We start from the raw sequence: 24102 nt of genomic DNA on the forward strand, positions 1-24102 counted from the left end.
TATGACAAAATATAGACATTTTTATCAGTTTGAAAAGTTCCATCTTTAAACATATTTTTTCGCATTGACATGCGATATAATAGAGTTTTGTAAAGGAAGAGATTAGATTTTAAATTTTTCTATCTTAAACTTGATTATACCGGAAAATTTTTGAAGGTAAAGTTTTCTTCTCGATTTTTTGATAAGATAGAGACGGAAGCTATCTTACTAAACTATTTAGGTAATCTATGTGGTGGCCGATTATCTACTTATTTTCAGCATGGCATTACATGTAGTGTAGTGAATGAACTTGTAAGCGAAATGGAAGAGAATAAGAGAACTAGTTTTAAGAATGCTGGAACTATCGAGAGGATAGGCCATTAATTATTAATAGAAATAGAGGAATCATAGAATGAATATGCAGGAAGTATATAAATATTTACGTACAGTATTACCGGAAGAACATGTAAAACAAGATGAGATGTTAAAGAATCATACGCATATAAAAGTAGGGGGAAAAGCAGATGTGTTTGTACAGCCTACTACCTATACTGAAATTCAACAAGTTGTACAGTATGCAAATAAACACAACATTCCAATTACGTTTTTAGGAAACGGCTCGAATGTCATTATAAAAGACGGTGGTATTCGTGGAATTACATTAAGTTTGACTCATATTACGGATGTTACTGTGAACGAGCAGACAATTGTAGCACAAAGTGGTGCAGCGATTATTGATATATCAAGAATAGCATTAGAACATTCTTTAACAGGACTTGAATTTGCTTGTGGTATACCGGGATCTGTTGGGGGAGCTCTATATATGAATGCAGGTGCATACGGTGGTGAGGTAGCATATGTATTAACAAAAGCGGTTGTCATGACAAAAGAGGGAGAGCTAATTACTCTTTCAAAAGACGACTTTGATTTTGGATATCGTAAAAGTAGATTTGCCAATAATCATTACATCATACTTGAAGCTACATTTGAACTTGAGAATGGTGTATATGAAGAGATTAAAGAAAAAATGGATGATTTAACGTATAAAAGAGAATCGAAACAGCCATTAGAATATCCTTCATGCGGTAGTGTTTTCAAGCGTCCGCCTAATAACTTTGCTGGTAAGCTTATTCAAGACTCTGAACTACAAGGAACGCGAATTGGCGGTGTGGAAGTTTCAACAAAACATGCTGGATTCATGGTAAACGTTGATAATGGAACGGCGCAAGATTATATCGATTTAATTCATTTCGTTCAAAAGACAGTTAAAGAGAAATTTGGTGTTACGTTAGAAAGAGAAGTAAGGATTATTGGAGAAGATTTAAAGTAAAAGGTTTAAGGAATAAATGGCGTAATATGTTTATTTTTTTATGCTACAAGAAATAAATTGTGAATATTTTTTGGGCATAATTGACAATGTGTTTTCAATTCACTATAATTGGCTATAATTTAACATATTAAATACGTTGAAAGAGCCCAGTAGCAGTTTGTCACTGTTATCGAGAAAGCTAGGGGTTGATGGAACCTAGCACAAACAAACTTGTGAATTACACTCTGGAGTATCTTAGGTAATGCTAAGCGGAGTGGCAATCGATATTATTGCTAAGAGTGGTATGGATAGTGAAATTGTTCCTATTTGTGCAATCTGGGTGGTAACACGGTTAATAATCGTCCCTATGTCTAATGTAGACATAGGGGCTTTTTTGTTTTTTAAATTGGAATTTTAAATATTAAAGGGGATGGAAAGACATGAACATTATTGATGAATTAGAATGGCGCGATGCCATAAATCAACAAACAGATGCAGACGGATTACGTGAATTAGTAGAAGAGAAAAAGATTTCCTTGTACTGTGGTGTAGATCCAACAGGTGACAGTATGCATATTGGACATTTGATTCCGTTTATGATGATGAAACGGTTTCAATTAGCTGGGCATCATCCAGTGATTTTAATTGGGGGAGCAACAGGGACGATTGGGGATCCAAGTGGACGCCAAACAGAGCGTCAGTTGCAGACGTTAGAACAGGTACAGCATAATGTTGACGCATTAACAGCACAAATGCAAAAGCTATTTGATTTTGGCGGCAATAGTGAAGTGAAAATGGTAAATAACTACGACTGGACGCATCAAATCAATATTATCGAGTTTTTACGTGACTACGGTAAAAACTTTAGTATAAATAGTATGTTAGCGAAAGATATAGTAGCGAGCCGTTTAGATACAGGGATTTCATTTACGGAATTCACGTACCAAATATTACAAGCAATGGATTTCCATCACTTATACAAAGAAGAAGGGGTACAACTACAAATTGGTGGTAGTGACCAGTGGGGAAATATTACAAGTGGTTTAGATTTAATTCGTAAATTAGAAGGGCATGAAGCCAAAGTTTTTGGATTAACAATTCCATTATTATTAAAATCAGACGGTACGAAATTTGGTAAATCAGCAGGCGGAGCAGTTTGGTTAGATCCTGAAAAAACAACGCCATTTGAATTCTACCAGTTCTGGGTGAATACGGATGACCGTGATGTAGTTAAGTACTTGAAATACTTTACGTTCTTAACGAAGGATAGAATTGATGAATTAGTAGTGAAGGTTCAAACGGAGCCACATAAGCGTGAAGCGCAAAAAGTGCTAGCAGAAGAAATGACGAAATTTGTTCATGGTGAGCATGCACTGTCCCAAGCACTAAAAATTACAGAAGCATTATTTAGTGGGGATATTAAATCATTAACTGCGGATGAAATTGAACAAGGATTTAAAGATATGCCGACTTTCCATGCTTCAAAAGAAACAAAAAATATCGTTGAGTGGTTAGTTGATTTAGGAATTGAACCTTCTAGACGTCAAGCCAGAGAAGATATTAATAATGGAGCTATTTCTATGAACGGTGAAAAAGTGACTGATGTGAATACACATGTTACAGTAGAAAATTCATTCGATGGAAGATTTATTATTATCCGTAAAGGTAAAAAGAATTACAGCTTGGTGAAATTAGGAGAATAAAGTTTGTTATAGAGTAGAAGTGAGGAGATATCCTCATTTCTACTCTTTTTATGTACACAATTTCGTCATAAAAAGTCAGTATATTAAGATTGTTATGGAGGTTTATTTAGTTTTCATGCCGAATAAGAATAATATATAAATCGTTGCCACGAAGAACAAAAGGAGCCTTGCACTCATCATTTCTCTTTGTTTTAAACATGGCATGGGGCAAAAAAAAGGAACTGCCCGCTCCTATGCATGGGCGGATGCTCTCTTCTATCTAAAAAAGAAAGTTTTTTTAAGAATAAAAAAAAGCCCGAATCACGATTCGGGCTAGTAATCAGATTAGTAAGCTAAGCTGAATAATCCTTTAATATGTGATAAGTAACGAACGTTACTTGCTTCTTTCATTAATGATGCTGGTAAGCCTTTAAGTGGAGTTGAGCTTGCTCCGATTGTAGCAACAGCATCTTTACGACCTAGACTTGCAAGTGTTCCAGAGTTTACTGGTGCGAACTCTTCGAATGCTTTGCCTTCTAGTGCTGCGTATAAGTTGTATCCAATTAACTCACCCATTTGCCAAGCGATTTGTGCAGTTGGTGGGTATGGACGACCTTCTGGACCGAAGACAACAGCGCTGTCTCCAGCAACGAATACGTCTTTGTGAGAAGTAGATTGTAGGTATGCATCAACAGTTGCACGGCCACGGTTTACTTCAAGACCTGATTCACCGATTAATGGGTTACCTTGTACGCCACCTGTCCAAACGAATGTGTTTGCAACGATTTTTTGACCGTCTTTTAAGTCAATTTCATTGCCAGCAACGTTTGTTACAGGAAGACCTGTTAAGAATTTAACGCCGCGTGCTTCTAAGCTAGTAGTTGCACGTTCAATTAAATCGTCTGGTAATACTGGAAGGATTTTTGGACCTGCTTCAACAAGAAGTAATTTTACTTCTTTAGGGTTTACGCCGTGGCTTTTTGCAAGTTTAGGCATAATGTCAGCAAGCTCACCAACTAGCTCAACGCCAGTTAATCCGCCACCACCGATTAAGATTGTAGCATCAGCTTCATTTTTTGTTTTTGCGTATTCACGAATACGATCTTCAACATGTTTGTAGATTTTGTTTGCATCAGCAGCAGATTTTAATACCATGCTGTTTTCTTCTAGTCCTGGAATACCGAAGTAAGCAGTTTTACTTCCTAAAGCAACTACAAGTGCATCGTAAGATAAAGTAGTGCCACCAGCTAGTTTTATTTCTTTTTTGTCTACTGAGAATGACTCAACTGTTGCAATTTTAAGATCGATGTCTTTGCCTTTGAAAAGTTTTGTAAGTGGCATTGCAATAGCTTGTTCAGAAACGTTACCTGCTGCTAGGCGGTGTAGTTCTGTAATGATTTGGTGTGTTGGGTATTGGTTGATTACTGTAACTTGTGCTTCTGATTTGCTGTAATATTTACGTACATTTAAAGCGGCAAGAAGTCCGCCATAACCAGCGCCTAAGATGACAATTTGTTTTGACATAGTATGATATCTCCCGTCTTTACTAATTGTTGTTATAAGATAAATTATTTATTATTGCGTTCTGCACTAATTTGAAGATAAGCATTGATAAAACGGAACATTTTTTGTGCTTGTGGATCTTTTAGTAATTTTAACAGACCGAAAAGACCGATAACTTCAGAGCTTTCTTCAGCACGATCTTTTGCTTCGATAGCAGTTGCTGCCATGCTTTTCACTGTATCTTTTACAGGCTCTACAATCTCTTGGATTGCGCCAACAGTGTCGCTTTTTAATACTTCGTCAGTAGCAACAGTTTGAGCGAAGTCATAAGACTTAGTTAAAATGTTAACAAGCTCAGTTAATTTTGGAAGTTGTTCTACTAGTGTAGTTAATGACTCTTGTACTTCAGGTTTTAACAATTGATCAAGTACATCAAGTTGTCCTTGGCTAGCAGAAATTTGTAAAGATTCTTGTTCAGGCTTTGTTTGAGTGATAGTTTCTGGCATCTCCAATTCTCCTTTACGATAGCAATACTCTTATTTTTTTAGGAATAAAACATTCCCAAGTAACAGGTAAGCGTTAGCAAAAATTTGCAAAACTTTATACAAAGCTTCACAAAACGCAATAAAATGCCTTTAAACTTATGATTGCAAGTAGTAGACAATCATAAATTCAAAACCATAATTTCTTACCTATTATTTATGGACTGTCCGATACATGGCTTGTCCGTATAATGGAAACTTCCTTTATCGGAAAGTGTATATAATATATATCTTATATTATATACTATATACACCCAGGTTAACATAAAAATGATCCCTAATTATTTGACTTTGAGTCCATAACTTAGTATTAGCAAGGGAAAAAAGCATATATTTTATTTTACTGTTACCTAAAATATACTTAATTATAGAGAAAAAAAGGAAAAAACGAGCAAATGAATGTTCATTTTTTCCTTTTTTTCTGATTAAGATTGATCTGTTTGCGGGATAAGCATGGACGAATTCCCGTTCTTTTCAAGATGGCACTCCCCCCAAGTGCAAAGGGAATCAAGAATCGCTTCTAAGGACCGACCGTAGTCGGTAAGAGAGTATTCAACTTTTGGTGGTACTTGATTATATACCTTTCTTTGAATAACCCCATCTTCTTCTAATTCACGCAATTGCTGTGTGAGCATCTTTTGCGTAATGCCAGGCATTAAACGCTTTAATTCACTTGTTCGTTTTGTTCCTTTTGTTAAGTGACAAAGGATGACGACTTTCCATTTTCCCCCGATTACTTCTAAGGTTGCTTCTACAGGAATATTATATGTCTTCATATATTACAACCACCTTTAATGAACTTTTATATAATCATATATTACTTTTTAGTGCCTATAGCACTTTAAAGTACGTACTGTTTTTCATGTTGAACATGTTTCATAATAGCATACGTAAGATGTAAATGAGTAGTACGGTACCAAAAAGTAACTATGTTACCTTTTGGTACCTATCGCACTTTAAAGTGCGTTCTTTCGAAAAAGAATGAAACCATTCATAATAGCAGTTGTGAGCAGTAAAACTGTGTTTATTAGAAGATAAAAGGGCCTTTTTATCATACTATTATGATTGGATTTCTCATATTAAGGAGGAGTTCGATTGAGTTCATATACAGTACCGTCTTCAGATGTTCAAACAAATAGAAGAAGTGTGTTTGCTTTATTAGCATTAGCGATTAGTGCGTTTGGAATTGGTACAACTGAATTTATTAGCGTCGGTTTATTGCCATCTATTTCGAACGATTTACATGTTTCAGTTACAACAGCAGGTTTAACCGTGTCTTTATATGCACTAGGAGTAGCATTTGGCGCTCCTATATTAACGTCGTTGACAGCTAGTATGTCACGGAAAACGTTATTAATGTGGATTATGATTGTTTTCATTATTGGTAATGGTATTGCAGGAGTGGCAACAGGCTTTGGTGTACTGCTTGTTGCGAGAGTTGTATCTGCATTTGCGCATGGGGTATTTATGTCGATAGGTTCAACAATCGCTGCAGCTCTTGTGCCAGAAGATAAACGTGCTAGTGCAATTGCTTTTATGTTCACAGGCTTAACAGTCGCAACTATCACAGGTGTACCAATTGGAACATTTATTGGTCAACAATTTGGCTGGAGAGCTTCGTTCATGGTTATCGTAGCAATTGGAATTGTTGCCCTTATCGCAAACAGTTTGTTAATTCCATCTAGTTTAAAAAAAGGTACGTCTGTATCATTTCGCGATCAATTTAAATTAATAACAAACGGAAGACTATTACTTGTTTTCGTAATTACCGCATTAGGGTACGGCGGAACATTTGTAACATTTACGTACTTGTCTCCATTATTACAAGAGGTGACAGGGTTTAAAGCAAGTACAGTTACAATCATTTTGTTAGTGTATGGGATTGCAATTGCGATTGGAAATATGATTGGTGGAAAACTATCGAACCATAATCCAATTCGTGCATTATTCTATATGTTTTTCATTCAAGCGATTGTGCTATTCGTACTCACATTTACGGCGCCGTTTAAGGTAGCAGGGCTCATCACGATTATTTTAATGGGATTATTCGCGTTTATGAATGTTCCAGGATTACAAGTATATGTTGTGATATTAGCTGAACGCTTTGTTCCGAGCGCTGTAGATGTTGCATCTGCAATTAACATTGCCTCCTTTAATGCAGGGATTGCTCTTGGGGCTTACCTTGGTGGCATTGTAACGAATTCATTAGGGTTAATTCATACAGCGTGGGTCGGCGCGATTATGGTAGCTGGTGCAGTCATATTAACGGCATGGAGTATGGGATTAGAAAAACGAGATCAGGTAAAAAGTTAATATTTATAAGTGAACCATATTATACAAATGAAAAGATGATAGGAGAGAAAGAGAATATGATTAAGAATTTACAAGATCGTGTAGCGTTGCATAACGGCGTGGAAATGCCTTGGTTTGGTTTAGGTGTATTTAAAGTAGAGGAAGGACCTGAACTTGTTAATGCAGTAAAAACGGCGATTAAACAAGGATATCGCAGCATTGATACAGCGGCGATTTATGCAAATGAAAAAGCGGTAGGAGAAGGAATTCGCGAAGGTATTAAAGAAGCAGGTATCTCAAGAGAAGACTTATTCATCACTTCAAAAGTATGGAACAAAGATCAAGGATACGAAGAGACGTTAGCAGCTTATGAAGAAAGTCTACAAAAGTTAGGGCTTGAGTATTTAGATTTATATCTTGTTCATTGGCCGGTAGGAGGAAAATATAAAGATACATGGAGAGCATTAGAAAAGTTATATAAAGAAGGACGCGTACGTGCAATTGGTGTGAGTAACTTCCAAATTCATCATTTGAAAGATGTAATGGAAGATGCAGAAGTGAAACCGATGATTAACCAAGTAGAATATCATCCACGTTTAACGCAAAAAGAATTGCGGGACTTCTGTCGTGAACAAGGTATTCAAATGGAGGCTTGGTCACCTCTTATGCAAGGGCAGTTATTAGATAACGAAACATTACAAGAAATCGCAGATAAATACGGTAAAACGACTGCGCAAATTATCTTGCGCTGGGATTTACAAAATGAAGTTGTAACGATTCCGAAATCAACAAAAGAACACCGTATTACCCAAAATGCGGACATATTTAATTTTGAATTAACAAAAGAAGATATGGAACAAATTGATGCGTTAAATCAGAATCATCGCGTTGGTCCAGATCCGGATAACTTTGATTTCTAAAATGAACAGAAGAGAGGGGCACAAAAAAATTTGTGCTCTTCTTTTTAATTGCAGAAAACTAAAAATTCAAACAAATATTTACTCTGTATATGAAATAGGATATCTTAAATTTATAATATGAAATTTTCCTAGGGAGGCACATATGAACAATCATCGTACAAATCATTTCCGCATGTTAATTGTTACTGCACTATTTGCTGCTATTATTGGTATTTTGGCCCAAGTTACAATTCCTCTGCCGCTCGTTCCGATAACAGGACAAACATTAGCGATTGGTCTTACTGCTACAATTTTGGGTTCACGTTATGGCACTTTATCTGTACTGTTATATGTTTTAATTGGTGCAACTGGAATTCCTGTTTATGCTGGGTTTAGTGGCGGTTTATCCGTTTTATTTGGTCCTACAGGCGGCTTCCTATTAGCCTTCATTCCAACTGCTTTTTTAATTGGTTTGTTAACTGAGAAGACAAAGCTTACATTTTGGAATTCGTTAATGGCAAATGTTTTAGGAATGTTTGTGACATTAACGATTGGGACTGTATTCTTAAAGTATGTGGCATCGCTAGGATGGCAAGTTGCTTTCATGGGTGGTTTTGTGCCCTTCCTTATTGTAGGCGTAATAAAAGCTGCATTAGCTGCATGGGTTGGGATTAAGGTAAGAGGAGCGTTAGTACGTTCGAAATTATTATTGCAAGAAAACTAAATGATAATAGAAACACGCGTAGAATGATCTCTGCGCGTGTTTTTTTATAGCGTCTTAAGAAGGGAAAAGTAATGTATAAAAAGACTTTTTAACTAGATACTATACAGTAGTAAATTTGTTATTTTATAAGGGGTTGTGAACATGAATATTAAACAATCGTATAAGTTATTGGTTGCTTTTTTGAGTGTTTTATTTGTATTTGCGAATTTATTATTCCCACTCCAAAAAGCATCGGCAGAAGTCATGGATCATACAAAGTATCAAATGGATTGGAGCTACAGTAAATCAAAAAAGAAACCAATCCGAACAGAGCTTATTAAAACAGCAGATGGGAAAATTGCATTCTGCTTGAATGTAGATTTGAAATCACCAAGCGGTCAAGATTTACCTGAAATAGGTAAGGTGGATATTGGGGTGTACCGCGTGTTATTAAATGGATATCCACAGAAGAGTCCACAAGAATTAGGTGTCTCTGATTGGAGAGAGGCGCATTATGCGACGCAGCTCGCTGTATGGAATGCGCTGGGACAAGTGGATATTAATGATTTAGATTTTCGTAATAAAAATGTAGAAAAAGTAATGAAAGATATTGTTGCGAAAGCAAAGAGCAGTGAAGAAGTACAAGAAATTACGATGAGTGTTACGCCGTCAGAAAAGCAAGAAGCAGTATTAAAAGATGAGTTCTTCGAAACAGGTTTATATACGGTGCAAACAAATGCGAAAAGTGGAACGTACCAAGTGCAAGCAACTGGTGCGCCTGCAGGAGTTAAATTTGTGAATGAAAAGGGCGAAACAAAAACACAGTTTAATGTGGGGGAAAAGTTCCGTATTTTAATTCCAAAACAGACGCCATCTGGTGAATTTAGCTTTAAAGTATCAGGAACTTTAACAAAATTACAAGGTATCGCGCATAAAGGAACACCGAAAATTCAAGATGCGGTAGTTTTATTAGAGCGCAGTGAAGAAAAAACAAGCCCAGATTTAGCGGTAAGCTGGAAAAAAACTGAAGCACCGCAGAAACCGAATAAACCTTATAAACGATAAAAAAGCGCTGGCGTTTGCCAGCGCTTTTTTTCTATTATTATTCAGCTTCTGATACAACTGTAAAGCGTTCGTTCACGTGTTTTGGATTTTCAATTTCATCAAGTGCAGCTACAGCGAAGTCTTCGTAACTTACATAGCTGTCGCCTTTTTCGTTAACAAGAAGGTGGTCTTTACCAGCTTTGTAAGAACCAGTACGTTTTCCTAATGCGAATAGAGCAGAAGGACTAATGAATGTCCAAGTGATATCGTTTGTTTGTTGTAAAATTTCTAGGTTTTTTCCTTGGTTTTGAGCTGTTGCAAGATATTCTTTAGGGAAACCTGGTGTATCAAATACACGTGTTGTTTTTGCCTCATCTACAAATAAACTTCCAGCGCCTCCGACAACAAGTAACTTCGTATTAGGGGCACCTTTCATTGCCTCAATTAATACGTTCCCTGCATCTACGTGAAGATGTTCACTTCCAGCAGGAGCGCCAAACGCATTCACGATTATGTCAAATGCTTGTATGTCATTAGCAGTAAGATCGAAAACATCTTTTTCTAAAACTTTTACATTATTCTCTGTGATTTTTGCGGCGTTTCTTACGATTGCAGTAACTTCATGACCGCGATCAAGTGCTTCTTTCATAATACGACTTCCAGCTTTTCCGTTTGCTCCGATAATTCCGATTTTCATAATATATACCTCCAAATGTTTAATAGAATAAATACCTAAAATGTATGTGCAAAAATGAATCGATGTAGTTAAGCAAGTTTGATACCACTTGTTGTAACTAGTATAGTTACAGAGTTAGTTTTTGTCAATCGCTTTGTTTATGAAAAATATTTCTTCAAGTAGTATGTGCGTTTCTAAAAATAAGAAGTCATATTTCTTAACAAGTAACACGATTGTGTTATAAAACCTAACATTTGGAAGCGATAATCTGTCGAAAAATGTTGATTTTTGAATATTTTTTAAATATAATTCAATTTATGAGAAGAAAAGGGAGGGACTAATCGTATGAATATTTTAGAACAGTTCGTTTCATCAACGAATACGATTCTTTGGTCATATATTCTTATCGCAATGTTAATAGGCTTAGGGCTTTATTTTTCTATTAAATTGAAATTCGTACAAATTACCCATCTAGGCGAAATGGTACGATTAATGAGTGATGGATTAACTGGAAAGACACGTAAAAAGGGCAGCGTATCTTCTTTCCAAGCTTTCTGTATGAGTTCAGCAGCCCGCATTGGGATCGGGAACTTGGCTGGTGTGGCACTAGCTATTTCTATGGGAGGACCCGGCGCAGTCTTTTGGATGTGGGTAATTGCAATTATCGGGGCATCTTCAAGCTTTGTAGAAAGTACACTTGCACAGATTTATAAAGTAAAAGATGGCAGCGGCTTCCGTGGTGGTCCTGCTTATTATATGGAAAAAGGTTTAAATAAACGTTGGATGGGAATTTGGTTTTCTATTCTGATTACAATTAGTTACGGTTTAATTTTCAACTCAGTACAGGCAAATACAGTTACGCTAGCATTTAAAAATGCATTCGGTTTAGAGCGTTATGTTGTAGGAATCGCATTAGCTGCATTAGTCGCAGTTATTATTTTTGGCGGCGTTAAAAGTATTGCACGTATGTCAGAAATGATTGTTCCACCAATGGCAATTATTTATATAGCAGTAGCTGTTTTCGTTGTTATTAAAAACTTCTATTTACTACCAGATGTTTTCACAGAAATCTTTAAAGGTGCATTCGGTTTAGATTCAGCTGTAGGTGGCGGTATCGGGGCTGCGATGAAGTATGGTATTCAGCGTGGATTATTTGCGAACGAAGCAGGTATGGGTAGTGCGCCGAATGCGGCTGCGACAGCAGATGTAACGCATCCAGCTAAACAAGGATTTATTCAAACAATTGGAGTTTTAGTAGATACATTTTTAGTATGTACATCAACAGCGTTTATCGTACTATGCTCTGGAGCATATAAGGCAACGAATTTAGAAGGAATTGAATTAACACAAAAGGCGCTAAGCTCACAAATTGGTCCATGGGCAAGTAGCTTCTTAGCGATTATTATTTTCCTATTTGCGTTCAGTTCACTTCTAGGAAACTATTATTATGGTGAAACAAATATCGAATTCATTAAGAAAAGTAAAACATGGTTAATGATTTACCGTGCTGCAGTAGTTGGAATGGTGTTATTCGGTTCTGTTGCGACGCTTCAAGTCGTATGGAATATGGCAGACTTATTTATGGGTCTAATGGTAATCACAAACTTAATTGCGATTACACTTCTTGGCCGATTTGCATATGCTGCGTTGACAGACTATGTAAAGCAAAAGAAACAAGGGAAAGATCCAGTCTTCCATGCAAGCTCTATTCCAGGTTTGGAAAACACAGAATGCTGGGAAGATTCTATGGTAACAAAAGAAAAAGAAGAAAAAGCTGTATAATAAGGAAAGGGCATCAGAGAGAATCTGATGCCTTTTTTTATGGTTTGTAGGAAAAACCGAACATTAATAGAGTTTTTATGTTTATTATATTTTTTTAGAAATATAAAGATGTGAGTTGAAATTTATGTTAGAATGTATAAGGTCTTTCCAGGTAAGAGGTAAGACGGGTTTTGAGGTATAGCATATATATTTTTATATGTTAGGTGAAAGTTCGGATTATTTATTTTTTATATGGTCAGACGTTCAACGTTAAATAATTTTCTATAGCGTTGAATAAGGTTTAAATGGAGGATTTTATCTATGAAATTTGTTATGTTTCTTGTAGGATTACTCGTTGTATTTATACTCGGGTTTCTTATAAGTACGGATCGAAAGAAGATTAAGTATAAACCAATTGTGGTTATGCTTGTTATTCAGTTAGCATTATCGTACTTCCTATTAAATACACAGATTGGTTATATTTTAGTAAAAGGAATTTCTGATGGATTTGGAGCATTACTTACATATGCGGAATCTGGAATCGTTTTCGTATTTGGTGGTCTTGTTAATAAAGGGGAAATTTCCTTCTTCTTAACAGCATTATTACCAATCGTGTTCTTTGCCGTATTAATTGGGATCCTGCAACACTTTAAAATTTTACCGATATTTATTCGTTCAATTGGTACCCTGTTAAGTAAAGTAAATGGTTTAGGAAAGTTAGAATCATATAATGCAGTAGCGGCAGCAATCGTCGGGCAGGCTGAAGTATTTATTACGGTAAAAGATCAATTAAGCAAAATACCGAGGCATCGTTTATATACACTTTGTGCTTCTTCTATGTCGACAGTATCTATGTCGATTGTTGGATCATATATGAAAATGATTGATCCGAAATATGTAGTAACAGCACTTGTATTAAATTTATTTAGTGGTTTTATTATCATTCATATTATTAACCCGTATGATATTACGGAAGAAGAGGACACACTTAAGTTAGAAAATAAACAAAAGCAATCATTTTTCGAAATGCTTGGCGAATATATTATGCTTGGATTTACAATTGCGATTACAGTAGCAGCGATGTTACTTGGTTTCGTAGCGTTAATTACAGCAATTAATAGCTTGTTCGATTCTATTTTCGGCATTACATTCCAAGCAATATTAGGATACATTTTCTCACCACTTGCATTTGTAATGGGTATCCCGCAATCAGAAATGGTAACAGCGGGACAAATTATGGCAACAAAATTAGTATCAAATGAATTTGTTGCGATGCTTGACCTTGGAAAAGTAGGAGGAGAATTATCAGCTCGTACAGTTGGTATCCTTTCTGTATTCCTTGTATCATTTGCAAACTTCTCATCTATTGGAATTATTGCAGGGGCAACGAAAGGGATCGATGAAAATCAATCAAATGTTGTTTCTTCATTCGGATTAAAGCTTGTATATGGTGCAACGTTAGTAAGTATTTTATCAGCGATTATCGTTGGTGTAATGTTATAGAAATAAAAAGCAGTGAGCAGAAGCTCATTGCTTTTTTATTTCATAGACATAAATTCTAGCGAGATTTGTAAGGGAGAAATTAACATATCATTTATTGAAAAAATTATGTTGCATTTCATCTGGATAACGCTTACAATTTGTTTGTGGGTGGTATCAGTTTCATACTTTAAATCAAGTAGGTAAGAAGACCACTAATTGTAAATTATAATTTATGTAAACGCTTACTGGTTTTAGGATACATTGTAAAGTAAATAGTATTTAGGGGTTCTATTTTTTTAACATCGATGGTCAGACGTCATTCGTTGGACGACCAATAACTCATGGAAAGTGGAGGATTCACATATGAAACTAGTGATGTTTCTAGTCGGTTTACTTGTTGTATTTGTACTAGGTTTCCTTGTAAGTTCAGATCGTAAGAAAATTAAGTATAAACCAATTGCAATTATGCTTGTTATTCAATTAGCATTGGCTTACTTCTTATTAAATACAAAGATTGGATTTGTATTAGTAAAAGGAATTTCAGATGGCTTTGGCGCCATTTTAAAATACGCAGAAGCTGGGGTTAACTTCGTATTTGGTGGTTTAGCGAATGATGGACAAGCACCGTTCTTCTTAACAGTATTACTACCAATTATTTTCTTAGCGGTATTGATTGGTATTCTGCAACATCTTAAAATTTTACCGATTATTATTCGTGCAGTCGGTTTCGTATTAAGTAAAATAAATGGTCTAGGAAAATTAGAATCCTATAATGCAGTAGCAGCGGCAATCGTTGGTCAAGGTGAAGTATTTATCACAGTAAAAGATCAATTAAGTAAATTACCAAAAAATCGTTTATATACACTTTGTGCATCTTCTATGTCAACGGTATCGATGTCAATTGTCGGTTCTTATATGAAAATGATTGATCCAAAATATGTAGTAACAGCACTTGTATTAAACTTATTCAGTGGATTCATTATCGTTCATATCATTAATCCGTATGACATTAGTGAAGAAGAAGATATTTTAGAATTACAAGAAGATAAGAAGCAAACGTTCTTCGAAATGTTAGGCGAATACATTATGCTTGGATTCTCTATTGCAGTAACAGTAGCAGCAATGTTAATTGGATTCGTAGCATTAATTACAGCAATTAATGGTGTATTTGATTCTATTTTCGGCATTACGTTCCAAAGCATTTTAGGATATGTGTTCTCACCATTAGCATTTGTTATGGGTATCCCAACATCAGAGATGCTACAAGCAGGACAAATTATGGCAACCAAATTAGTAACAAACGAATTTGTTGCGATGCTTGATTTAGGAAAAGTAGCTGGCGATTTATCAGCTCGTACAGTAGGTATTTTATCAATCTTCCTTGTATCATTTGCAAACTTCTCATCTATTGGGATTATCGCAGGTGCAACAAAGAGTATCGATGGAAAACAAGCGAACGTTGTATCTTCTTTCGGATTAAAGCTTGTGTATGGTGCAACGTTAGTAAGTATATTATCAGCGGTTATCGTTGGGGTTATGCTTTAAAAATAAGGAAAGCAATGGGCGCGTGAGCTCATTGCTTTTTTTGTTTAACTTACTTTGTTTAACTTACGTTTAAAAGCAGGCCTTTTTAAATATGTGCCAAGACGCCATACGTATTCAACTGGCCCTATGCGATACCTTTTTAACCAACAGGTGCTAGCATATAATTGGATGACGTAAATTACAATTGTTAAGACAATGCCAAAGAAGTAGCCGATTTTCCCATATAAACCAAGTCCATACGCATAAAAAATGGTGGTAGCAATGATGGATTGCGCTAAATAGTTACTAACTGACATTTTTCCCATGTTAGCCATATATTCTAATAAACGTGATGCTTTTTTGTAACGAAATAATAAAATGATAGAGCTTCCGTAAAAAATGGCCATGCTAAGCGGTGTAACACTGTCTTTTAACATAATGAGAAGAGGTTGTTTTGTTAATAGTTCTAAGATTTTTACTGTGAAAGAAAAAATACCGCTGATGAACCAGATTTTTTTGAGGGAAGGTAAATGTTTATCTATTTCAAACAGCCAGCCTTTTTTTCCAACATACATTCCTAGTAGGAATAGTGGAGTCATGAAAATCAGTGCGAAAAGTGTTATGAAAAATGTTCCGAAAAAGCCAGTGATCCCAATATACTTAAAAGGATCTTCATTAAGGCGGAAGCTTACATGTTCTATATAGCTACCAGTTTCATGAACCTGTTGTTCTTTTGCGATATAAGGTGCAAAGTCATCGGACATATTGGTACTTGGTTCAAAGGGATAAGACATCAGCATAGTTAGTACTAGTATGATGGATGCCCAAATGATCAATGTTTTGGGCTTTCGATTTATAAACATCATTAATAAGATTCCTATAATTCCATAACCGAATAAAATATCCCCATCCCAAATAAAAGTACCATGGAGATATCCGAGGATGAGTAAAATACTAAGGCGGCGGATATAAACCGGAAAGAAACGTTTTTCTTTTTTATGATACTGTTTTGCAGCAAAGTAATACTAATCCCAAATAGAAAAGAAAATAGGGAAATGAAATTGTGGGTGCCAAAAAATTGAATAAACCAATTGGCACCTTCATCAACTTTTCCGAATACATAAGTAGGCTGTTCACCGCTAAACATTCCAAATTGAATTAATGTCATGTTAACAAGTAAAATACCGAATAAAGCAAAACCACGAACGGCATCGATTGCTTCTACACGTTGTTTCATAGAGATGTTCTCCTTCCCGTTTGTACTCTATATTGAAAATAATACCATTTATAATAGTAGTCCTATGTAGAATGAGCGAAGATTTAAGCTGATTTTAATCCGATGTTAAGGTGAAAAGTGATTTAAAGGAGAAAAAAATCACCTTAACGAATTCATTAAGGTGATAAGGATATTACTCAGCAGGAGGAGTAAACGTACGTTTTTCCAATTCCGCATCTAACATAAATAGAGCGTTAGAGTCGCTTGTAATACGTTTTAGTTTTTGGATGATGCTGTCGAAAGAAGCTTCTTCTTCAACCTGTTCGTCAACGAACCATTTTAAGAATGTAATTGTCGCGTGCTCACGCTCATCCCAAGCGATATCGGATAAGTTGTAAATACGCTTTGTTACTTCACGCTCATGCTCAAGTGCGATCTCAAATGAGCTTAAAACCGATTCATATTCATTGTTAGGGTTTTCGAATCCAGTAATAATGGCGCGCTCTCCGCGGTCATTAATGTAATTGTAAAGTTTCATTGCGTGGAAACGCTCTTCTTCTGCTTGTACAAGGAAAAAGTTTGCAAATCCATCATAGCTTTCTGCTGTGCAGTAAGCAGCCATTGCCATGTAAACATGGGCAGAGTAAAATTCAAAATTCATTTGGTCGTTAAGCGCATCGTGTAATTTAGTAGATAACATAAATTCTCTCCTTTGTATGTTGTCGGAACCATTATATCATAATTGATAAATATTCTCATTTGTTTTCGAAACGATTAGAAAGCTTCTCGACATGTGCCTCCATAATATCTTGTAAGTCTAAATCATATTTTTGAGAAAGGATAATGAGGTTTGCAAGTACATCTCCAAGTTCTTCTTTTAATTCAATTTTCAATTCTTCCACTTGTTTTACTTGTTCATCTGGGCGATCGCGTCCAATTTCAATGGCGCGTACAACTCGTGAAACTTCTCCTACTTCTTCTGTTAAGAAATTCAAGCGAATAAAAGAGTTATATTGTGACCAGCTTCGTTTTTCGTAAAATTCCTCAACCCATCTCTGAAATTCGGCAATATTCAATTCTTTCCCATCCCCTCAATATGTTGTACAATATTCATTGTATCATAACAATATATAGTTTCGGGGTGTAGGTATGAGAAAGATTTGTGTGTTTGCAGGTTCTAATTTAGGAGAAAGACCTGAATTTAAAGAGCAAGCAATTAAGCTTGGAGAAGTGCTTGTCCAAAATAATTGTGAACTAGTATACGGCGGTTCATGTGTTGGTTTAATGGGGGAAGTAGCCAATGAAGTGTTGCGCTTAGGCGGACGTGTCACTGGTGTTATGCCTCGTGGTTTATTTCGCGGAGAGATTGTTCATAAAGGATTAACAGAACTAATTGAAGTAGAAACAATGCATGAGCGCAAAGCAAAAATGGGAGAGCTTGCGGATGCATTTATTGCGTTACCAGGTGGCTACGGAACATTTGAAGAGTTATTTGAGGTTGTATGTTGGTCACAAATTGGAATTCATGACAAGCCAGTTGGATTATTAAATATTAAAGATTTTTATAGTCCAATTTTGCAAATGATCGATCGCACGGCAGAAGAAGGGTTTATGAATCCATCGAATAAAGAGTTAATTGTTTCGGCGGATAATGCAGAAGAATTATTGCTCCACATGAAAAACTATAAGAGACCTGTTATGGGGAATAAGTGGAAGCAGTTATCATAATAAGGTGAATAAAAAGAGGCATTCCGTTCATTTCGGAATGCCTTTAGATTTGCCTTTCATAGATTTCTTATATAAATGCCAGCCACCCCAACCACCAAGTATCGCGATACAGATAAGGAAAGGGTAGCTTCCTACATCTACGTTTATGCTTAAAATATTGGCTATCATGAAAGTAATTCCAACAGCTAATGAAGCGAAAAATACTCGAATCAAATAGTCTTTCAACTGAACCACTCCCGTCATTTGATAGTGATAGTACCTAAATGATGAATTTGGAAAAGTATTGTCTAGACGTAACTATTAGATGGCTATTTTCTATATTTTAACATAAAAACGGTTGAGATATATCGATATAATAATAAATCCCCTCAAGTGAATTGAGGGGATTTATTGACCGAGCCGCTTGCGCTTTTAATAGTATCCAGCTCCAGCGGCTAGAACAGTCGGTCGTTTCACTCCTTTATCTGAGGCAAAAAGCGCCTCTGAATCAGGAGTTCCAACGCCCTCCTGTTCTAAGCGAGCCGCTTGCGCTTTTAATATGATTATTGATTCAAGAACGCACGTAGCATCCAAGCGTGTTTTTCTAGTTCTGTGTAGATGCCAAGTAGTAAGTCAGATGTCGTTTCGTCGTCAGCATCCTGCGCGATTTCCATACCTTTTTTCAGTTCGCCTAGCATCATTTGGTAGTCTTTCATAATTGCTTCGACCATCCCTTCTGCAGTCTCTCCGTAAGCCGCTTCTTGAACAGAAGATCGTTCTAAGTATTCTTTCATTGTCGCTACTGGTTTGCCACCAATTGCTAAAATGCGTTCTGCAATTTCATCGATGTGTCCAGCTGCTTCTGTGTAAAATTGTTCGAATTTCTCATGTAATGTAAAGAATTGAGGTCCTTTTACATACCAATGGAAATTGTGTAATTTTGTAAATAATACGTTCCAGTCTGCTACCTGTTTGTTTAATACTTCGATTACTTGTGTGTTCATATGATCAATCTCCTTTTGAGTTATTATATCTTTTATTAATTTATAATTATTATAATCTAGTAATTGGTATAAATCAACCATTTACAAACATTATTTTTGAACTATATAAATACAAATTGAAAAACGAGATAAAACCGTTCTTTTTAGGTGGGAGAGAGCATCTAGCCATGCATAGAAGCGGTCAGATCCTTTTCCTGCCCCATGCCAAGTAAAAACAAAGAGAGAAAACAAGTAGGGGTCACCTTTTGTTCTTCAAAGCAGCGACTTATATGTTGAAAAATCAAAATGGATTTATATAGATGTAATGTTGTATTGCAATATGTGTTTATTTTTCCTATATGGTGGCATACATATAGAAAAAGGGAATATAGAAAGGAGAATGGAGGGCAATGGAACTCCAGTTTCAAAACGTATATCAGCAAGCTGGAAATTGGTATGTGCTGGACTCAGAGTTTCCGTGGGATATTCAGCGGGTGAAAAATGATATATTTTCACTTATTGAGAAACGCGAAATTCCAGTTATTTTTTGCGATACGTGTGATACAAATAATGTGCTTGCAAACTTAGGAGAAGAGGAAGAAGAATTTTTATTTCCTTTAAGCGGTTTTTATCATAAAGAAAGACAAATGATTTTTGTTTGTATGTGGGAACAGTATGAGCAAGTGCTCAAAACATTACTACATGAATTCAGGCATTCAATGCAACATGAGAAAAATGTATTATACATTGGAAAAGAAGCGTATGAAGCACGTGGGATTGAAAAGGATGCCCGAGCATTTGCAGAACGTAAAATGAATGAATATATAAGAAGAAACTTAAACTAAGGCATAGTGAGAGAAATTCACTATGCTTTTGTTTATCACTTACTAAAATAAAGTAATTGACATTTTTAAAGTTTAGTTCTAAACTAAAGACATCAAGTAAGCGAGGTGATGGAATGAAAACAGAAGAAAGATTAGGATTATTGTTATGGTTTCGTTTATCACGCTTTTATAACAGAAGCATTCGTGAGACAAATCAACATTTGAAAGAATGGAGTTTATCTGCTGCCCAGTTTGATGTTCTAGCCCAAATTGGTGGGCACGATCGATTAACACAGCAAGAACTCGGGCGAAAGCTATTTGTTACAAAAGGGAACATCACGCAGCTTTTAAATAAAATGGAGCAGCTTGATTGGATTAAGCGAGAACAGGAAGGTACTACGAAATACCTTTCGTTAACTGAAAAGGGCAGAGTTTTGTATGAAGATGTTGTTCCACCGCAAGAGACGTTTCAAGCAGAACAATTTGATAAGTTAAATCGTAATGAACAAAAACAACTACTAGAATTACTTCGAAAGTTACAATAAAAAATTTTAAATAAATATCTCGAATTCGAGATAATATGAGGTGAAGGATATGTTTAAAAAAGTTGATCATAAAAATATGGGAAGAGCAAATCACGGTTGGTTAAATACACATTTTCATTTTTCATTCGCAGATTATTATAATCCAGATAATATGAGATTTGGGGCGCTTCGCGTTATTAATGATGATTTAGTAGCAGCGCAAACAGGATTTGATATGCATCCGCACCGTGATATGGAGATTATTTCTTACGTTGTAGATGGTGCATTAACACATCAAGATAGCATGGGGAACCGCGGTACAATTGAGCGTGGGCATGTACAATATATGAGCGCTGGTACAGGTGTTTTTCATAGTGAACATAATTTAGGGAATGAGACATTACGCCTATTACAAATTTGGATTTTACCAGACCGCGCAGGGCACACACCAAACTACGGTGAGTTCAAGTTTGATTGGAATAAACGTGAAAACAATTGGTTCCATATGGTATCTCCAATTGATGGTGGTGCACCAATTGAAATTCATCAAGACGCAAATTTATATTCACTATCTTTAGAAATAGGAAAAGAAATCACTTTCCCTGTTAGCGAAGATCGTCAAGTTTATCTTGTGCAAATTGAAGGAAGCGGTGTTGTAAATGGTGAGACACTTGTAATGCGCGATGCAGCAGAAGTAGTTGAAGAAGATATTCGTATTCAAGCAAAAGAGCACTCACATTATTTAGCGATTGAGATGAAAAAGCAATAAGAGACACTATGAATAAAAAAGAAATAGCGCAGTGAAAATAATGCGCTATTTCTTTTTGTGCTTTTCTTAATTCCTCATACGAAACATCTTGAATACTTTTAAGATTAGAATGAAAAATAGATTTGTTAATGCTGTAACTATAAAGAAAATGGCGAGAACAAATTCATTTAACCCGTTAGTGAATAAAAACTGAGCATAGCAGAGAACGCCTAATATTGCTGAAACGATAGTAGGTAGAAAATATACGATTGCTTTTTGCTGTAGTTTTATGAAAAGGAGGAAAGTCGCTACTAAGGTTATCGGACAGAAGGAATACATAATAATTTGCGGTAACATTATATCACCACCTTTCAAAGATAAAGTATGATTCTAGTTAAGAAGGCTATGCAATTTTATCTTTATTTTTTATATGTAGATATTTTTAAGTGTAATATAATGGGAATGTTTTGCGAATTTAAAATAGGGATTTTTGGATGGAATTGTAAAAAAGTTTCTCAATATTTTTTGGTAGGAGATATTTTCCTTTTCTCGAAATGTATAAGAGTGTCAAAAATTTTTGGGGAATGGGGAGTGTTAGATTGAAAAAGCAAGTCGTTTCATCAGCATTAGCTTTATCCGTTATCGTTGGAGGTTTTGGGGCATTCGGAGCAACAAAAACACAAGCGGCAGAGCAACAAATTCAGTATCACCAAGAATTTAAAACACCGGCTTACATAGGTGAGGAATGGAAAGCACCGCAAGGATTAGATAAAAAGGAAACAGTATTTCAGTATTTAGAGAGCAAGAAAGATATGTTTAAATTAGCAGGAAATATTGACAAACATTTTAATATTGTAGGGGAAGAAAAGGACGCTGACTCGGGTACAACACATGTGAAGTTAGTTGAGAAACATAATAATGTTCCTGTATATGGATCAGATCAAACAGTTACGCTTGATAAAGACAATAACGTAAAGGCGTTCTTCGGGCAAGTTATCCCGAATTTAGAAGATAAAAATATTCCAGCTGCAGCTAGCATTACTGATGAGAAGGCGGTAGAAGTTGCAAAGGCTGATATTGAGAAAGAAATTGGCAAAGTAGATAAATATGATGGTGTGAAAAAAGATTTATATGTGTATGAAAAAGATGGACAATACTATCTTGCATACCTTGTTAAAGCGTCTATTTCAAAACCAGCACCAGGATACTGGCATTACTTTGTTGATGCAACAAATGGAAATGTGATTGAGAAATATAATGCAATCGACCATATTACTGGTTTTGGCTATGGCGTTCTAGGAAACAAGCAATCATTTGAAATTGCTCAAGATGAAAAAACAGGAGCATTTAACTTGTTTGATGGAAAACGTGGAAATGGTGTTCATACGTTTGATGCACAAAATATGGATGAGAACTGGTTTAATCTCTTCTCACAATGGCTTGGATATACAGGTGAAGAAGTAGAAAGTAAATCAAAATTCTTTGAAGATAAAGCGGCTGTTGACGCACATGTAAATGCAGGAAAAGTATACGATTATTATAAAAAGACATTTAACCGTAATTCTTTCGATAATAAAGGTGCGAGGCTGATTTCTACTGTTCACGTAGGTGAAGGGTGGAATAACGCAGCTTGGAACGGTGTACAAATGATGTATGGAGATGGGGATGGAAAAACATTCATTCCATTATCTGCAGGTTTAGACGTTATTGGACATGAGCTAACACATGCTGTAACAGAGCATACGGCGAATCTTGTTTACAAAGATGAGCCAGGAGCATTAAATGAATCATTATCTGATATTATGGGTGTAATGGTTGAGAAGAAAAGCTGGGATTTAGGTGCTGATATTTATACACCTGGTGTTGAAGGGGATGCGCTTCGTTCTCTGAAAGATCCAGCATCTATTCCGAACCCATTAAAACCTGGTGAAGGTTACCCAGATCATTACAGCAAACGCTACACTGGAAAAGCTGATAATGGCGGCGTGCATATTAACAGTAGTATTAATAACAAAGCCGCATATTTAGTATCTGAAGGTGGCACACATTATGGTGTGAAAGTAAATGGCGTAGGCCGTGAAGCAACAGAAAAAATTTACTACCGCGCTCTTACAAAATATTTAACTGCAAACTCTAACTTTAAAATGATGCGCCAAGCTGCACTTCAATCTGCGACAGACTTATATGGTCAAAACTCTAAAGAAGTACAAGCTGTAACGAAAGCTTATGACGCAGTTGGTGTGAAATAAGATGAAAAAAGACCTGACATCGATAATGTCAGGTCTTTCTTTGTTATTTAATCGCGAATACCGAGAGCGATTTTTGCCATACGTGACATACGCTCTTTTGACCAAGGTGGATTCCAAACCACATTGACCTCTATTTCATTTACTTCGGGTACATTTGTCGATAATACTTTTTTGACATCTGATACGATCTGCCCAGCCATTGGACAACCGATCGAAGTCATCGTCATTGTTACAACAGCATTATTATTTTCATCTGCTGTCACATCATATACTAAACCAAGATTGATAATATCTACACCTAATTCAGGATCGATAACAGCCTCTAAATTGGCATATAATTTTTCTTCGAACGCTTGCGACATGCACAACACTCCTAATATTAATGATATCCATTCTCATTATAAAGGAAATAAGATAAAGATGCAGTGAAATAGCTCACAGTGTTTTTTTAGAAT

General features: G+C 35.9%; 24 protein-coding genes, 1 pseudogene and 1 other annotated feature. Of the genes and pseudogenes, 14 read left to right on the forward strand and 11 right to left on the reverse strand.

Going from position 1 to position 24102, the window contains the following annotated elements; translation table 11 throughout:
• The first annotated feature begins 391 nt into the window (after positions 1-391).
• Both murB and tyrS read left to right on the forward strand, forming a co-directional pair.
• Complete coding sequence (gene murB, locus BPMYX0001_RS21765) at positions 392-1309, forward strand: UDP-N-acetylmuramate dehydrogenase (RefSeq protein ID WP_006096450.1); 918 nt, start codon at positions 392-394, stop codon at positions 1307-1309.
• A 127-nt stretch (positions 1310-1436) separates the two neighbouring features.
• Positions 1437-1658, forward strand: a binding site (T-box leader).
• Positions 1659-1728: 70 nt separating this feature from the next.
• Positions 1729-2991, forward strand: coding sequence for a tyrosine--tRNA ligase (gene tyrS / locus BPMYX0001_RS21770; RefSeq protein WP_006096451.1), 1263 nt, complete (start codon positions 1729-1731; stop codon positions 2989-2991).
• A gap of 324 nt (positions 2992-3315) precedes the next feature.
• On the opposite strand, the gene BPMYX0001_RS21775 is transcribed toward tyrS, so the two are convergent.
• From BPMYX0001_RS21775 to BPMYX0001_RS21785, 3 genes are all read right to left on the reverse strand, one after another.
• Positions 3316-4494, reverse strand: coding sequence for an NAD(P)/FAD-dependent oxidoreductase (locus BPMYX0001_RS21775; RefSeq protein WP_003201996.1), 1179 nt, complete (start codon positions 4492-4494; stop codon positions 3316-3318).
• 44 nt (positions 4495-4538) lie between these two features.
• On the reverse strand, positions 4539-4979 hold the full coding sequence (locus tag BPMYX0001_RS21780; protein ID WP_003201998.1) for a DUF1641 domain-containing protein: 441 nt from the start codon (positions 4977-4979) through the stop codon (positions 4539-4541).
• 461 nt (positions 4980-5440) lie between these two features.
• The gene (locus tag BPMYX0001_RS21785; protein WP_003202000.1) at positions 5441-5791 is read right to left on the reverse strand and encodes a winged helix-turn-helix transcriptional regulator; all 351 of its coding nucleotides are present in this window, start codon (positions 5789-5791) and stop codon (positions 5441-5443) included.
• Between the two features lie 319 nt (positions 5792-6110).
• Here BPMYX0001_RS21785 and BPMYX0001_RS21790 point away from each other — a divergent pair, with 319 nt between their 5' ends.
• From BPMYX0001_RS21790 to BPMYX0001_RS21805, 4 genes are all read left to right on the forward strand, one after another.
• Positions 6111-7328, forward strand: a complete 1218-nt coding sequence (locus BPMYX0001_RS21790) for an MFS transporter (RefSeq protein WP_033799218.1) — start codon at positions 6111-6113, stop codon at positions 7326-7328.
• A gap of 56 nt (positions 7329-7384) precedes the next feature.
• Complete coding sequence (locus BPMYX0001_RS21795; RefSeq protein ID WP_167535685.1) at positions 7385-8227, forward strand: aldo/keto reductase; 843 nt, start codon at positions 7385-7387, stop codon at positions 8225-8227.
• Between the two features lie 142 nt (positions 8228-8369).
• Positions 8370-8930 (forward strand): biotin transporter BioY, encoded by a 561-nt coding sequence (locus BPMYX0001_RS21800; RefSeq protein WP_006096456.1) that lies wholly within the window; start codon positions 8370-8372, stop codon positions 8928-8930.
• A 141-nt stretch (positions 8931-9071) separates the two neighbouring features.
• Positions 9072-9974 (forward strand): thioester domain-containing protein, encoded by a 903-nt coding sequence (locus BPMYX0001_RS21805; protein ID WP_003202008.1) that lies wholly within the window; start codon positions 9072-9074, stop codon positions 9972-9974.
• Between the two features lie 37 nt (positions 9975-10011).
• On the opposite strand, the gene BPMYX0001_RS21810 is transcribed toward BPMYX0001_RS21805, so the two are convergent.
• Positions 10012-10650: an NAD(P)-dependent oxidoreductase gene (locus BPMYX0001_RS21810; RefSeq protein WP_006096457.1), complete on the reverse strand. Its 639-nt coding sequence runs from the start codon at positions 10648-10650 to the stop codon at positions 10012-10014.
• Between the two features lie 324 nt (positions 10651-10974).
• On the opposite strand from BPMYX0001_RS21810, the gene BPMYX0001_RS21815 reads away from it, so the two are divergent.
• The 3 genes from BPMYX0001_RS21815 (at position 10975) to BPMYX0001_RS21825 (ending at position 15417) form a co-directional block, all read left to right on the forward strand.
• Complete coding sequence (locus tag BPMYX0001_RS21815) at positions 10975-12411, forward strand: alanine/glycine:cation symporter family protein (RefSeq protein ID WP_003201744.1); 1437 nt, start codon at positions 10975-10977, stop codon at positions 12409-12411.
• Between the two features lie 300 nt (positions 12412-12711).
• A complete protein-coding gene (locus BPMYX0001_RS21820; protein WP_006096459.1) occupies positions 12712-13893 on the forward strand; it encodes a NupC/NupG family nucleoside CNT transporter in 1182 nt (393 codons plus the stop codon).
• A 342-nt stretch (positions 13894-14235) separates the two neighbouring features.
• Positions 14236-15417 (forward strand): NupC/NupG family nucleoside CNT transporter, encoded by a 1182-nt coding sequence (locus tag BPMYX0001_RS21825; protein WP_018765065.1) that lies wholly within the window; start codon positions 14236-14238, stop codon positions 15415-15417.
• A gap of 44 nt (positions 15418-15461) precedes the next feature.
• On the opposite strand, the pseudogene BPMYX0001_RS29625 reads toward BPMYX0001_RS21825, so the two are convergent.
• From BPMYX0001_RS29625 to BPMYX0001_RS21840, 3 genes and pseudogenes are all read right to left on the reverse strand, one after another.
• A pseudogene (locus BPMYX0001_RS29625) lies at positions 15462-16633 on the reverse strand (DUF418 domain-containing protein).
• A 172-nt stretch (positions 16634-16805) separates the two neighbouring features.
• Positions 16806-17312 carry a ferritin gene (locus BPMYX0001_RS21835; RefSeq protein ID WP_006096464.1) on the reverse strand — a complete coding sequence of 169 codons (507 nt, stop codon included), beginning with the start codon at positions 17310-17312 and terminating at the stop codon, positions 16806-16808.
• Positions 17313-17367: 55 nt separating this feature from the next.
• On the reverse strand, positions 17368-17688 hold the full coding sequence (locus BPMYX0001_RS21840; protein WP_016112448.1) for a MazG nucleotide pyrophosphohydrolase domain-containing protein: 321 nt from the start codon (positions 17686-17688) through the stop codon (positions 17368-17370).
• A gap of 73 nt (positions 17689-17761) precedes the next feature.
• Between BPMYX0001_RS21840 and BPMYX0001_RS21845 the strand changes: the two genes are divergently transcribed.
• Positions 17762-18340: an LOG family protein gene (locus BPMYX0001_RS21845; protein ID WP_018782746.1), complete on the forward strand. Its 579-nt coding sequence runs from the start codon at positions 17762-17764 to the stop codon at positions 18338-18340.
• Positions 18341-18367: 27 nt separating this feature from the next.
• Here the strand turns inward: BPMYX0001_RS21845 and BPMYX0001_RS21850 are convergent, their stop codons facing one another.
• The 3 genes from BPMYX0001_RS21850 to BPMYX0001_RS21855 form a co-directional block, all read right to left on the reverse strand.
• Positions 18368-18565 carry a hypothetical protein gene (locus BPMYX0001_RS21850; RefSeq protein ID WP_033799219.1) on the reverse strand — a complete coding sequence of 66 codons (198 nt, stop codon included), beginning with the start codon at positions 18563-18565 and terminating at the stop codon, positions 18368-18370.
• Positions 18566-18751: 186 nt separating this feature from the next.
• Entirely contained in the window at positions 18752-18913 is a 162-nt protein-coding gene (locus BPMYX0001_RS33305; RefSeq protein WP_080740092.1) for an NADH dehydrogenase, read from the reverse strand.
• Positions 18883-19323, reverse strand: coding sequence for a Dps family protein (locus BPMYX0001_RS21855; RefSeq protein ID WP_033799220.1), 441 nt, complete (start codon positions 19321-19323; stop codon positions 18883-18885). Before BPMYX0001_RS21855 ends, BPMYX0001_RS33305 begins: the two co-directional genes overlap by 31 nt.
• Positions 19324-19712: 389 nt before the next feature.
• Between BPMYX0001_RS21855 and BPMYX0001_RS21860 the strand changes: the two genes are divergently transcribed.
• The 4 genes from BPMYX0001_RS21860 (at position 19713) to BPMYX0001_RS21880 (ending at position 23647) form a co-directional block, all read left to right on the forward strand.
• Positions 19713-20147, forward strand: coding sequence for a DUF3920 family protein (locus BPMYX0001_RS21860; RefSeq protein ID WP_006096468.1), 435 nt, complete (start codon positions 19713-19715; stop codon positions 20145-20147).
• Positions 20148-20260: 113 nt separating this feature from the next.
• Positions 20261-20671, forward strand: coding sequence for a MarR family winged helix-turn-helix transcriptional regulator (locus BPMYX0001_RS21865; protein WP_003201765.1), 411 nt, complete (start codon positions 20261-20263; stop codon positions 20669-20671).
• 49 nt (positions 20672-20720) lie between these two features.
• On the forward strand, positions 20721-21419 hold the full coding sequence (locus BPMYX0001_RS21870; protein ID WP_033799221.1) for a pirin family protein: 699 nt from the start codon (positions 20721-20723) through the stop codon (positions 21417-21419).
• A 578-nt stretch (positions 21420-21997) separates the two neighbouring features.
• Positions 21998-23647 (forward strand): M4 family metallopeptidase, encoded by a 1650-nt coding sequence (locus BPMYX0001_RS21880; RefSeq protein WP_042511553.1) that lies wholly within the window; start codon positions 21998-22000, stop codon positions 23645-23647.
• 47 nt (positions 23648-23694) lie between these two features.
• On the opposite strand, the gene BPMYX0001_RS21885 is transcribed toward BPMYX0001_RS21880, so the two are convergent.
• Positions 23695-24009 (reverse strand): metal-sulfur cluster assembly factor, encoded by a 315-nt coding sequence (locus BPMYX0001_RS21885; protein ID WP_006096471.1) that lies wholly within the window; start codon positions 24007-24009, stop codon positions 23695-23697.
• Positions 24010-24102: the final 93 nt, after the last annotated feature.

Source organism: Bacillus pseudomycoides DSM 12442 (assembly GCF_000161455.1).
Lineage (GTDB): Bacteria > Bacillota > Bacilli > Bacillales > Bacillaceae_G > Bacillus_A > Bacillus_A pseudomycoides.